Here is a 13,341-nt window from a genome sequence, read left to right as displayed (position 1 = left end):
TCTCTTAGGCCCAGTAACCACATAAGTTATTTTGACAAGTAGTACCTCCACAACAAGGTACATTATTTTTACCACTGCTGCATGGATTGCCATTACAGTTATTGGCTCTTCCTCCATTAATAGATTGTTGTTCTTTTTTGTTTAATGTTTTACTATTGGTAAGATTTAAAATGTTTGATAACATAATTAAAATTTAATAAATTAATATAGTATTCCCCTGAACTTTTATAGACACTCAGGTATATGTCTCTATGGTTTTACTATTTGTTTTGAAGTAGTAGAATAGATTTTGAGTTATTTTTGTCTGATAAAAATTACCTTTTGTAACGAATCATAAATAAATAGGGGTTTTTTTTAGTATTTTTACAAAAGAGACCTCCTTGCTAGAGGTTTATAATTCTTAATTCCAATAACCACATACATTATTACGACAGGTAGCGCCTCCACAGCAATATGCATCACCATTTCCACTGATTCTACATGCTCTTCCAGCACAGTTAAAGTGCCCTCCGTTAATAGATTTTTGTTCATTTTTGTTCAATGTTTTACTATTGGTGAGATTTAAAATGTTTGATAACATAATTAAAGTTTTAAGATTTAATTTCCCGAACTTTTATAGAGACTCAGGTATATGTCTCTTCTAAGATTTTACTATTTATTTTAAGTAACATATAGCTTTCTAATAGTTTTGTAAAACTAGTATGTTGTAATTTTTTATGTTTTTGTTGGTGTACTATTTAAATTTATATAAAAGGATTTTTCGACCTTAGTATATCTCTTGTTGGATCACAAATATTAACAAGGCACAGATGTGTTGATATAGAGAATAATAAAAGAGGATGAATTTATGAAAATTACCCTCTCCTAAACTTCCTCTAACAAGGAGAACTTCATATATAGAGTTGACATATATTTAGTTTACACTTAAAAAGTCTACTACAACAAGCACCGTGGCCATCAACCATGCATGGATCACCTTGGCAATTGTCGTTTATTCTTCCTCCGTTAATAGATTGCTGTTCATTTTTGTTCAATGTTTTACCATTAGTGAGGTTTAAAATGTTTGATAGCATAATTAAAGTTTTAAGATTTAATTTTCCGAACTTTTATAGACACTCAGGTATATGTCTCTACGGTTTTACTATTTGTTTTAAGTAACACATAGCTTTCTAGTATTTTTGTAAAACTAGGATGCTATTGATACTATATTGTCCTGATTCTTTGATTTTTCAAGAAATAAGGACAATCTTGTCAAATTTTACAGGATGTTATTTGAATGTCTGAATATTAGAAATCAATAGCAATGTTTTGTTATTTTTGCTTCTTCAAAATGATATAAGAATGAAAAGAAAATATGTGTACCCACTATTGATTATTATAGTTACCGTTGGGTTTTATTACTTTGAGGGGTATATTGAAAATAATGATTTTACGGATAAGAAAACTAAGAATACGACCGATTTTGGTTTTTATTACCTTCCGACATCTACTACAGGAGCCGTAGTAGTTCATGATTTTTATTCATTATCATATTCTGAAAAACATGAACAGGCAGAATGGGTAGCTTATGAATTAAAAAAGGAGCATTTATCTGCAAATGAATTTAAACGACCTTTTTTTGAAGAAGACAGAAAAGTGAAATCGTCTTCTGCAGATTGGCGCAATTATAAGAATTCTGGATATGATAGAGGGCATTTATGCCCCGCGGGAGATAGAAGATTTACATACCAAGCTTTTGAAGAGACATTTCTTACTTCGAATGTCACACCTCAAAATCATGAGTTTAATAGTGGTATCTGGAATTATTTAGAGCAAAAAATAAGATATTGGGCCAAAGTATATGATGGAGTATATATAGTAACTGGAGGTGTATTATCAGATAACCTTTCTACAATTGGATATGAACATATCTCTGTGCCTAAACAATTTTATAAAATTGTATTCAATAATTCTTCTACTGATCCAAAAATGATAGCTTTTTTGATGCCACATAAAGATACTAAAGCACCTTTAAAAAACTTTGTTGTATCTGTAGATGAAATAGAAAAACTTACAGGGATTGATTTTTTTGCAACATTAGAGGATAAAATAGAGAATCAATTAGAAGCCTCTTCGGCTACAAAAGGGTGGAAATTTTAATATTGATTTTTTTGGACTTTACCACTCATTTACTCGATTTGAATCTAGCTTAATAAAAATGAAGAGTAAAATTGTAAACCCCCATAAACTTGAGCCTCCGTAGCTAAAAAAAGGCAGAGGAATTCCAATGGTTGGCATTAATCCTGTTACCATACCTATATTTATTGTAAAATGAATAAATAAGATGCCGACAACACTGTATCCATATACACGACTAAATTGAGATTTTTGCCTTTCGGCCAGGTGAATAAGCCGAATTAATAATAAAACAAATAGAGCTATAATCATAGTTGCACCTAGAAAGCCCCATTCTTCACCAACAGTACTAAATATGTAATCAGTACGTTGTTCTGGAACAAAGCCTCCTTTGGTTTGTGTTCCTTCTTTAAATCCTTTACCAATCCAACCACCACTACCAATAGCAATCTGACTTTGATTGGTATTATAGCCTATACCTTTAGAATCTACTTCTTTACCTAAAACAATATTAAATCTATCTCTATGCCTTTGTTCGAATACATGGTTAAAGATATAATTAACCGAAAAACAGAATCCAGCTACTACAATAATAGTAAGAAGATATCTTGAGTATTTTGGTTTTCGTTTTCTATTTCTAATGAGTATAAAAAGCATAATAGCTGCAACCGCCAGAACTACCCATATTGGATTAAAAAGCAATGTGAGGATAAATAATCCTGCAGCAGAAGCTCCAACAATTAGATATATAGTGGCCAGGCCTTCTCTGTACAATGGAAAGAAAAAAGCAGCATAAACCAATGCACTCCCCGGGTCGGGTTGGGGTATAATAAATATGGCTGGTATTGCAATAATTAAAAAAGCTCTAACCTGATAGCCAAGAATTTTTATATTGGTTTGCATATCACTTAAGAATTTAGCCAAGGCTAACGCAGTACATGCTTTGGCAAACTCTGAAGGTTGTAGCCCGGCAGGTCCAATCTGATACCAGGATGTTGCACCGTTTATATTTTTTCCAAATACAAAAAGACCTAATAACGATAGTAGTGATATTACATAAATCAATCCTGCAAAGCGTTCATAAAATTTTGCTTCTATAGCCTGAGTAATAATAATCAATACGATACTGAATAGAATCCAATAGGCCTGTCTAACATATGCCTGTGAGAAATCTGTTAATGAGAAAGCTTCATTCTCAGAGGAAGCAGAGTATATGTTTACCCACCCAAAACTAACAAGTAATAAAAATAATAAGACCGTTATCCAATCTATTGCTGCCACACTGGATCTTGCCATTATTGATTAATTTTAAAAGGTTCGCCACTATAGGGTTTGGCATATTCTTCTTCGAGGCTATGTGTAAGAATCCAATCTTCTAAATCTGTTCTAGAGATGACCCCGTTTATATGTTGTTCTATCATTAGCGAAGCAATTTTTCCGGCATAACGAGCACCCCAATATCCATTTTCGACAAATACAGCTATTGCTATTTTAGGATTATCTTTTGGTGCAAATGCTATAAACACAGAGTGGTCGGTAAGCTGAGTTTTTTTCCCATCAATTTTAGCAAAATTTTCTGCTGTTCCTGTTTTTCCACAAATCTCAATACCTTTAACTTGCAAGGACCTTGCAGTACCTTGGGTGTATACTTGATACATTCCTTCTATTACAGGCTCAAAATGTTCTTTGTTAATAGTTGTAATCTTAGGAATAGTATAGTTTTCATTTTCTATAGGTTTGGTATCTATTGCTTTTATAATATGAGGAGTAAAATAATGTCCTCTATTTGCAATTGCTGCGGTCATATTTGCTAATTGTATAGGAGTAGAAAGTACTTCTCCTTGTCCGATAGCATTAGATAATGTCGCTGATGCATACCATTTATAAGTTGGGTATTGATAAATTTTATTGTAATATTTTGCGGTTGGCACTTTTCCTCTTTTTCCGGTTGGTAAATCATAACCCAAATAATTTCCTAAACCAAAACTTTCAACATGTTTCCTCCAGGTTTCCATTCCTTCTTGAGGAGTATCATATTTCTCAATAATTCTTCGATATACTGTCGCGAAATATGCGTTACAAGAGTTCGCTATGCCTGGAATCATATTTAACGGACTTCTATGAGAATGACAACCAAGTTTCCTTCCATTTTTTCCGTAATAATACCCCATTCTACAAGAAATACTTTCCTGAGTATCGACTACCCCTTCCTGTAATGCTATTAATGCATTAACAGTTTTAAAGGGTGATCCCGGAGGGTATTCTGCTTTTAAACCTCTGTCAAAAAGTGGTATCGCTATAGTGTCATAAACTAATTTGGTGAAGTTCGGAGATCTTTTTCGTCCTACTAATAACTCTGGTTTGTACGTAGGTGCGGTTATTAGCGCTAAAATTTCTCCTGTCGAGGGTTCTAGCGCTACAATGCCTCCTCGTTTATTTTCCATTAGTTTTTGCCCATATGCCTGTAGTTTTGAGTCTAGGGTTAAGGTAAGATCTTTTCCATTTACAGGAAGGGTGTCAAATTTTCCATTTTTATATGGGCCTATATCTCTGTTAAATCGATCTTTCTGAATTCGTTTTACTCCTTTGATACCTCTAAGTTCATTTTCATATTGTTTTTCTACACCATCAATACCAATAAGGTCTCCAGAGAGGTAATAAGTATCTTCTTTTATTAACCTTTCGTTGACCTCACCAATATACCCTAATACGTTTGCAGCATTAACAGTTTGATAATCCCTTAATGAACGTTTTTGAATATAAAAACCTTCAAATTTCCTCATTTTCTCCTGAAGATATGCATACTCATCTTTAGTCAATTGTGGTATAACAATAGAGGGGACTCTTGGAGAATAGATTCTGGCTTTTTTGAGCCTTTTTATAAGTTTATCTTTACTGATATTAAGAATAGAACAAAATTCTAAAGTATCAAAAGGTTTTAATTCCCTGGGAATAACCATAACATCATATGAAGGTTGATTGGTAACCAACAGCCTTCCATTTCGATCATAAATAGCACCTCTTTGGGGGTAGTCGTAAATTACTTTAATCGCATTATCTTCTGATAACGAAGCAAAAGAAGTATTGTATATCTGCAAATAAAATAGCCTTGCAACAAAGACAATACCAGTAGTAATAATTATTAGGTAGAGTAGTAACTTTCTCATGAATCATTTCTTCTAAACAATACTAAAACCAACATGGTAATCACTATTGTAAATAAACTAGAAAATAACGTTTTTTTGATGATTAATAGTATGTGAGAGAAGTTAAAAATTTCTAACGAGAAAAGTACAATATGATGTGTTAAAACCATTAAGATTACATAAGCAAAACGCTCACCAAATCCAACATTGCTTAGTTTTACAGTTTGAAACTCATAACTAAGTCCGAATACCGACCGTAATGCTACTGGACGAAAAAATGCAATAACGGTACAGGCGGCAGCATGTACGCCTCCAGAATCACCAAACATATCTATGATCAGCCCTAACATAAAACTTACTACAAGAAAAAGGCCTTTATTAATATTAATGGGGGCCAGAAGAATAAAAATGATATAGATATAAGGGTTTAGATATCCTAAAAAGTTAATATGGTTTAAGATAAATACCTGGATTAAAACCAAAACAATGAATCTAACAATATGTAGTAAAGTATCCCTGTTCATGATCTAATTTTCTAAGCTTTTAATTTCTTCAATATCTCTACTTTTTATAGCATAAATAAAACCGATATCACTCATGTCGTTAAATAATTTGACATCTATTAAATAGTAGCTTTTATTTTGATTTAATTTATAATTCGCAATTGTTCCTATTCCTATTCCTCTAGGGAAAATGGTTGAACGACCATGTGTTATAATAGTATCTCCTTCTTTAAGAATTGCTTGTCTCGGAATAGTTTCTAACTGAACAATGTTTGGGTCTTTTCCATTCCAGATTAAAGAACCATACTGGTTGGACTTTTTTAATCCAGCATTAATTCGAGAATTACTATTAAGGATAGAAATCACTCTACTATAATTTTTTGAAGTATTCTCTATAATTCCTATAATACCTTTATCTGTTATAACACCCATGTCGGGTACAATACTATCTTTTTCACCTTTATTAATCAAGATGTAGTTATCAATTTTGCTATAATCGTTTTTAATTACTCTGGCTTTAGTAAAAGTATAAGGTTTATCAAATGATAGTGTGTCTAAATATTTTGTAGCAATAGAATCTGCCCCCAGAGCACTTAATTGATTACGAAGTTTTTCATTCTCATCTAATAATCGTTGGTTTTCCTCTTTTAAACCAAAATAATCACTCACAGAGTGTTGCCAACTATATAATTCTCCGCTTAAGAAATTAGTAGAACTAACAAATTTACTTCTATGGTATGAATGTGATTGTATGGTGAAAATCAGTGCTATACATAATAGCAGAAGAAATAGCAGAAAACGTTTATTCTTAATTAAAAAATTAATAATCTGCTGCATGATTTAGAGTATGATGACTTCTTTAGTTAAACGTTCTATGTTTTGGGCTAAGTCTTACTTAGCAAGTATTAAAGCAGGATAACGTAAAATCAGAAATTTAGGTATATTTCAGGAATGTTTTTTTCAAAACATTATTTTATCAATACACTCTTATACCTGTTTAGGTTTTTTAGTGTAATTCCTGTACCTCTTACAACTGCTCTTAACGGGTCTTCTGCAATATAAACTGGTAAATCTGTTTTTTGTGATAAACGCTTATCTAACCCACGGAGCATAGAACCTCCCCCTGCAAGATATATACCGGTATTATAAATATCTGCAGCAAGTTCTGGAGGAGTTTGCGATAAGGTTTCCATTACTGCATCTTCGATACGTAGAATAGATTTATCAAGTGCTTTAGCCATTTCTCTATAAGAAATCTGAACCTGTTTAGGTTTTCCTGTAAGTAGATCACGACCTTGAACATTCATTTCTTCAGGTGGTAATTCTAAATCTTCTGTGGCAGCACCAATTTGTATTTTTATTTTCTCAGCAGTACGTTCTCCAACATATAAGTTATGTTGTGTACGCATGTAATATATAATATCATTGGTAAATACGTCTCCTGCAATTTTTACCGATTTATCACATACAATTCCTCCTAATGCAATAACTGCAATTTCTGTAGTACCTCCACCTATATCCACAATCATATTTCCCTTAGGTTGCATAATATCAACACCAATACCAATTGCAGCTGCCATAGGTTCATGGATAAGGTATACTTCTTTTCCGTTTACACGTTCTGCACTTTCTTTTACTGCTCGCATTTCAACTTCGGTAATTCCTGAAGGAATACATATCACCATACGTAAAGCAGGTGCAAATATTTTTTTCTTCAATGCCGGGATATCTTTGATAAACATACTTATCATTTTTTCACTGGCATCAAAATCAGCAATTACCCCATCCTTAAGTGGGCGAATAGTTTTTATATTCTCATGGGTTTTTCCTTGCATCATGGCAGCCTCCTTTCCGGCTGCAATAATTTTACCAGTCATAATATCTCTGGCTACAATAGAGGGACTATCCACTACTACTTTGTCATTGTGGATCACTAATGTGTTAGCGGTACCTAAATCTATTGCAATCTCTTCGGTAAAGAAGTCAAAAAATCCCATAAAAGTCAAAAAAAGGGGTTAAAATTCAGTAAATGTAATAAAATTAATGTTTAAAATGGCGTGTTCCGGTCATAACCATTGCAATTCCGTTTTGATCACAGTAATCAATGCTCAATTGATCCTTGATAGAACCTCCTGGTTGGATCACAGCTTTAATACCTGCGTTGTCTGCAATTTCTACACAATCTGGAAAAGGAAAAAAAGCATCACTAGCCATAACCGCTCCATTAAGATCAAAATTAAATGCCTTTGCTTTCTCTACAGATTGCTTTAGTGCATCTACTCTAGAGGTTTGTCCTGTTCCACTTGCTAATAATTGTTTTCCTTTAGTAAATACTATAGTATTTGATTTGGTGTGTTTACAGATTTTTGATGCAAATAAAAGATCTTCTATTTGCTCTGATGTAGGCGCTACCTTAGTTACGGTCTCCAAATCTGTTTTGGCATCCGTTTTAAGATCTTTATCCTGAACCAATGCACCATTTAAACAAGTACGTACTTGTGTTTTTGGTAAATCAATATCTTTTTGTACTAAAATAATTCTGTTTTTCTTTCCTTTTAGTATTTCTAAAGCTTCATTACTAAAAGAAGGAGCAATAACCACTTCGCAAAATAACTTATGAATTTCGTCGGCAGTCGCTGTATCAATTTCGTTATTACTAATTAATATACCTCCAAATGCTGAAACAGGATCACCAGCCAATGCATCAACATAGGACTGAAGAACAGTTTCTCTTTGTGCTAAACCACATGCATTGTTATGTTTTAAAATTGCAAATGTTGGTGACTCTCCTTTAAATTCACTCATCAGGTTTACTGCTGCGTCAACATCAAGAAGGTTGTTGTAAGATAGTTCTTTACCATGTAATTTGTCAAACATGGTATCAAAATCTCCAAAGAAAAATCCTTTTTGATGCGGATTTTCACCATAACGTAATACCTTACCTTTGGTTTCACTTATTTTAAGAGAAGCAATTTCATGATCACTATTGAAATAATTAAAAATTGCAGAATCATAGTGAGAAGATACGTTAAAAGCTTTGGCAGCAAAACGTTTACGGTCTGCCAAAGAAATAGTTCCGTTTCCTTCAGAAATAACTTGTAAAAACTCTGCATAATCATCAACCGAAGCTACACAAGTTACATCGGTAAAGTTTTTGGCTGCTGCTCTAATCAAAGAAATCCCTCCAATATCTATTTTCTCAATAATATCTTGTTCAGAAGCTCCAGAAGCTACTGTTTTTTCAAAAGGATATAGATCTACAATAACAATATCAATTTGTGGGATCTCATATTGTTCAAGCTCTGCAACATCACTATCGTTATTTTGACGATTTAAGATTCCTCCAAAAACTTTTGGGTGCAATGTTTTAACTCTTCCACCTAAGATTGAAGGGTAAGATGTTACATCTTCAACAGGGATAACATCAATACCTAAATCTTTAATAAATTTTTCGGTCCCACCAGTAGAATAAATTGTAATATCAAGTTCGTCTAATTTTTTTACGATAGGTGCTAATCCGTCTTTACTGAATACAGAAATTAGTGCAGATTTAGCAGTTTTTGTGTTGCTCATGAGAAAATTTAGTTAGTAAAACGCAAAAATAGCAATTTAGTACCCAATTAGACAATCAATTATGTGTAATTGTTTTCAATAAATTGTAACAAAAATATAAGGAAAACGTCCTATATTTAAATAATCTAAAATCCAGTCCAAAAAATAGAGCATGCTAATCTATCTTAGAGTACTTAAAGAAAGCTTTAATTTTGCTATTAATGCACTTAGAAATAATAAGTTGCGTACATTTCTTTCGCTGTTAGGTGTTACGATCGGGATTTTTTCGATTATAGGAGTTCTCGCTGCGGTAGACTCATTAAAACAAGAAATTAAAGGAAGTATAAGCTCTCTGGATAATAGTACAATTTATCTTATGCGTTTTTCTTTTGGCCCTTCTGATATACCACAATGGAAACGAGAACAATTTCCTGATGTAACTTTTGAGGAGTATCAATATATTAATAGATCGATGCCTGATCTTAAAGCAGCTAGTTTTATTTTGAATGTAGCTCCTGAAACGATTAAGTATGAAGATAATAGTGTAAGTAATGTAGAAATTGCACCAGTTACCAATGATTATTATGATATTGAAGAATTACAGGTCGTAAAAGGAAGATTTTATAACGAACAAGAATCTGTAGCAGGTGCTCCCGTAATCGTCATAGGGGATGAGATAGCCAATAGCCTGTTTGGATCTAGTGATCCCATTGGGAAAAAAGTACGTTTATACGGAAGAAAGCTTACCGTAATAGGGGTGCTTCAAAAAGAAGGAGCAGGCCTCTTTGGAGATAGTAAAGATACAGCAGTTATTCTTCCTGTTAATCTGGTTAGAAGGATTTATGGAGATAATAATAAATCGTCTTTTCCTGCTATTATCATTAAGCCAGAATCTGGGATTGATGTACCTGAATTTGTAGCAGCCTTAAAACAAAAAGTAAGAGCATATCGAGGATTAAAACCGGATGAGGGTAATAACTTTTTTGTAAATCAATTACAAGGGTTTACAGATTTTATAGATAATATAACAGGTACAATGTCTACTATTGGAGGTTTTATTGGTATGTTTTCACTTCTGGTAGGAGGTTTTGGAATTGCTAATATCATGTTTGTAAGCGTTAAAGAACGAACAAATCTAATAGGTATACAAAAAGCATTAGGAGCTAAAAAAAGATTTATATTATTTCAGTTTCTCTTCGAAGCAATTATTCTTGCAATTTTTGGTGGATTAATTGGACTTTTATTGGTTTGGTTAATTTCAATATTTGCCTCACAGTTTACAGGCGATTTTAAGTTTATACTTTCTAGTTCTAATATGTTTTGGGGAATGTTCTCCTCTACAATAATAGGTCTGATTGCAGGAATTTTACCTGCATTGTCAGCTTCAAAATTAGATCCTGTAGAAGCAATCAGAACAGGGATGTAATCTTATCCTAATTGCTTTAGTTATGCTAATTAAAACTAAAATGTTGACATGGCTTTTGAATAAAGAAGTCGCTTAAATTAGTTCAGTATTAATATTTATGTTTTCCTGGTTACTTTAGCTTAAATTTTAAAATTACTTCATGAGTTCCATTGTCATAAGTGTTTATATCCGATGTAACATGTTCATATGCATATCCAATACTTAATATGTTTTCTAAAAAGCTAGCTGTAAAAAATGCAGTTATACTCTCATCTAAACGATAATTTGCTCCTAGTTCTATTCGCTCTTTATATACTATTGAAGTTGTAAGATCCAAAGATATAGGAGCATTGTTTACGATTTTACCTAGTACAGAGGGGCGTAACTTAAAATCATTACTAAGATCAAAATCATATCCTCCACCCAAAAATACTTGCAAATCATCGCTGGCTGAAACAGGGTTTAAACCTTCTTTTTCATATCTATCATTAGATAAGAGCCCAGGTGCAGAAAGTGATATGTAATATTTCTTAGCTTTTAAATAAAACCCCACACCTACATTGGGGTTGAATGTACTTACATTTTGGGTAAATAATGGGTCGTCTTCAATTCCCACTTCATTAAGGTTTATTTTTAAGAAAGACCCTCCGACTTTAACTCCTGAATATAGATTTAAGTCTTCAGTAATTTTTATTTTATATGAGAAGTCAGCATAAAGATGTGTTTCATCCAATACAAAAACCTTATCACTTACAGCGGTTAATCCAATACCGACATTTTTACCTACCGGAGAGTTTATATTAAAGTTAAGGGTTTCTGGCCCATCCTTAACTCCGGCCCATTGACTCCTTACTGCAAATAATGCTTCTAGACTACCGTTAGTACCTGCATAGGCAGGAGTAATTACATTCATATTGTATCTATACATACTAAAATGTGGATCTTGCTGGGCGTTACCTATGAATGATATGATAATAGCAAAAACTATATATTTTAAATACTTCATTTTACTCTTTTTTTGTTGATTTTGATGGAAATAATAACAGTTGAACTCTTCATTTTTGAAACTATAGATCTTAATAGTTTATATAGATCCATCCGATAAGGGGTTGTACTTCTTTACTGCCTGTTTCAATGATATAATAATATGCACCGACAGGTAACTTGCCATTTCCAACCACTAAACCGCCATTGGAGACCCCATCCCAGTTATTTTGATAACCTTTAGCATCAAATACTTTATTGCCTGATCTACTAAATATCTGGATGTAGTGATTAGGGAAATCTTCAATCCCGTCTATTACCCAGGTGTCATTTATCCCATCTCCATTAGGAGAAAATCCTTTATTAAATGTTAAGGTGGTCGCGAGAATAGGCTCCTGAGTGTTAATAGTAAAGTTTGCAGAATCTGTAGTTCCTATTCCTGTATTACCCGCATCATCTGTTATCCCGGTATTATCCAATGTAATGATATTTACGTTTTCGATTATTCCTGCAATTGGTGTATAGGTAGCGGCGAAAGTGATGTTTCCATCAATAGAAGTTACAGAAGTAAGAGTTCCATTAGGTATTGTTAAATCTGTATTGTTAAATCCAGTAACAATCTCAGAAAAGATCACGGTTAATATTGCTGTTTCTCCAGTTGTTAGAGTTGTGTCACTAATGGTTATTGTTGCTGTTGGAGCCACTGTATCTTTAATTTTTGTATCTGTAGCAGCGCTACCAGTATTTCCGTTTGTATCGGTGAGTGTTATACTAAGTGTAATAGTTCCATCGTCTAGTGTGCTTAGGTCGATTCCTGATATGGTTTGCCCTGCAGAAGCTACGGTTCCAGATCCTGTTACATTAGTTCCTCCGCCAGAACTGCTAAAAGTATAATTATAGGTAGCACCTACTTCTGCACTGCTAAATGTATAACTTACTGCTCCTTGATTATCATTATTGATAGAGTTCTGATTTATTACAACCGAATACCCTGTTGGTGCTCCAATATCTTTGATTTCAGTATCTGTTGCAGCACTTCCTATATTTCCATTTACATCGGTAAGCGTTACGCTTAATGTTATTGTGCCGTCTGTTAAGCTACTAAGGTCTATGCCAGAAATAGTTGCTCCTGTAGAAGCCACGGTTCCAGATCCGGTTACATTAGTTCCTCCACCAGAACTGCTAAAAGTATAATTATAGGTAGCACCTACTTCTGCACTACTAAATGTGTAGCTTACTGCGTTGTCATTAAGATCACTGATTGGACTTTGATCTATTACTACCGAATATCCAGTTGGGGCAACAGTTTCTTTGGTTTCTGTATCTGTTGCAGCACTTCCTGTATTGCCATTTGTATCGGTAAGCGTTACGCTTAATGTTATTGTACCGTCTGTTAAACTACTAAGGTCTATGCCAGAAATAATTGCTCCGGCAGAAGCCACAGTTCCAGATCCGGTTACTGTTCCTGCTCCTCCCGAAGTACTAAATGTATAATTGTATGTAGCACCAACTTCAGCAGAAGAAAATGTATAGCTTACTGCATTGTCATTCCCTGCATTGATAGGACTCTGATTTATTACAACCGAATACCCCGTTGGAGTAACGGTTTCTTTGGTTTCGGTATCTGTTGCAGCAC

12 protein-coding genes are annotated in these 13,341 nt (G+C 33.5%); 2 read left to right on the top strand and 10 right to left on the bottom strand.

Features of this window, described 5'->3' with window-relative positions; translation table 11 throughout:
* Positions 1-4: 4 nt before the first annotated feature.
* Both Z054_RS0123185 and Z054_RS31395 read right to left on the bottom strand, forming a co-directional pair.
* A complete protein-coding gene (locus Z054_RS0123185) occupies positions 5-184 on the bottom strand; it encodes a hypothetical protein (protein ID WP_024772410.1) in 180 nt (59 codons plus the stop codon).
* Positions 185-400: 216 nt separating this feature from the next.
* Positions 401-580, bottom strand: a complete 180-nt coding sequence (locus Z054_RS31395; RefSeq protein ID WP_152538656.1) for a hypothetical protein — start codon at positions 578-580, stop codon at positions 401-403.
* Positions 581-1,341: 761 nt separating this feature from the next.
* On the opposite strand from Z054_RS31395, the gene Z054_RS0123175 reads away from it, so the two are divergent.
* A complete protein-coding gene (locus tag Z054_RS0123175; protein ID WP_024772409.1) occupies positions 1,342-2,139 on the top strand; it encodes a DNA/RNA non-specific endonuclease in 798 nt (265 codons plus the stop codon).
* A gap of 18 nt (positions 2,140-2,157) precedes the next feature.
* Here Z054_RS0123175 and rodA read toward each other — a convergent pair whose 3' ends face one another.
* From rodA to purH, 6 genes are all read right to left on the bottom strand, one after another.
* The gene (gene rodA / locus Z054_RS0123170; protein WP_024772408.1) at positions 2,158-3,411 is read right to left on the bottom strand and encodes a rod shape-determining protein RodA; all 1,254 of its coding nucleotides are present in this window, start codon (positions 3,409-3,411) and stop codon (positions 2,158-2,160) included.
* Positions 3,411-5,282 carry a penicillin-binding protein 2 gene (mrdA, locus tag Z054_RS0123165; protein WP_024772407.1) on the bottom strand — a complete coding sequence of 624 codons (1,872 nt, stop codon included), beginning with the start codon at positions 5,280-5,282 and terminating at the stop codon, positions 3,411-3,413. The genes rodA and mrdA overlap by 1 nt, the downstream gene beginning before the upstream one ends.
* Positions 5,279-5,785 (bottom strand): hypothetical protein, encoded by a 507-nt coding sequence (locus Z054_RS0123160; protein WP_024772406.1) that lies wholly within the window; start codon positions 5,783-5,785, stop codon positions 5,279-5,281. The genes mrdA and Z054_RS0123160 overlap by 4 nt, the downstream gene beginning before the upstream one ends.
* A gap of 3 nt (positions 5,786-5,788) precedes the next feature.
* Positions 5,789-6,601 carry a rod shape-determining protein MreC gene (mreC, locus tag Z054_RS0123155; RefSeq protein WP_024772405.1) on the bottom strand — a complete coding sequence of 271 codons (813 nt, stop codon included), beginning with the start codon at positions 6,599-6,601 and terminating at the stop codon, positions 5,789-5,791.
* A gap of 131 nt (positions 6,602-6,732) precedes the next feature.
* On the bottom strand, positions 6,733-7,761 hold the full coding sequence (locus Z054_RS0123150; protein ID WP_024772404.1) for a rod shape-determining protein: 1,029 nt from the start codon (positions 7,759-7,761) through the stop codon (positions 6,733-6,735).
* A 43-nt stretch (positions 7,762-7,804) separates the two neighbouring features.
* On the bottom strand, positions 7,805-9,337 hold the full coding sequence (gene purH, locus Z054_RS0123145; protein ID WP_024772403.1) for a bifunctional phosphoribosylaminoimidazolecarboxamide formyltransferase/IMP cyclohydrolase: 1,533 nt from the start codon (positions 9,335-9,337) through the stop codon (positions 7,805-7,807).
* 151 nt (positions 9,338-9,488) lie between these two features.
* Here purH and Z054_RS0123140 point away from each other — a divergent pair, with 151 nt between their 5' ends.
* Complete coding sequence (locus tag Z054_RS0123140; protein WP_024772402.1) at positions 9,489-10,742, top strand: ABC transporter permease; 1,254 nt, start codon at positions 9,489-9,491, stop codon at positions 10,740-10,742.
* Positions 10,743-10,851: 109 nt separating this feature from the next.
* Here the strand turns inward: Z054_RS0123140 and Z054_RS0123135 are convergent, their stop codons facing one another.
* On the bottom strand, positions 10,852-11,727 hold the full coding sequence (locus Z054_RS0123135; protein WP_024772401.1) for a PorP/SprF family type IX secretion system membrane protein: 876 nt from the start codon (positions 11,725-11,727) through the stop codon (positions 10,852-10,854).
* Positions 11,728-11,797: 70 nt separating this feature from the next.
* The coding region (locus Z054_RS29080) for a T9SS C-terminal target domain-containing protein (protein ID WP_035093247.1) at positions 11,798-13,341 on the bottom strand (1,544 nt) is incomplete at its 5' end.

Origin of the sequence: Aquimarina macrocephali JAMB N27 (assembly GCF_000520995.1) — a bacterium.
Lineage (GTDB): Bacteria > Bacteroidota > Bacteroidia > Flavobacteriales > Flavobacteriaceae > Aquimarina > Aquimarina macrocephali.
Note: the sequence above shows the minus strand (reverse complement) of the source record. Positions and strands in the feature narration are given on the sequence as shown.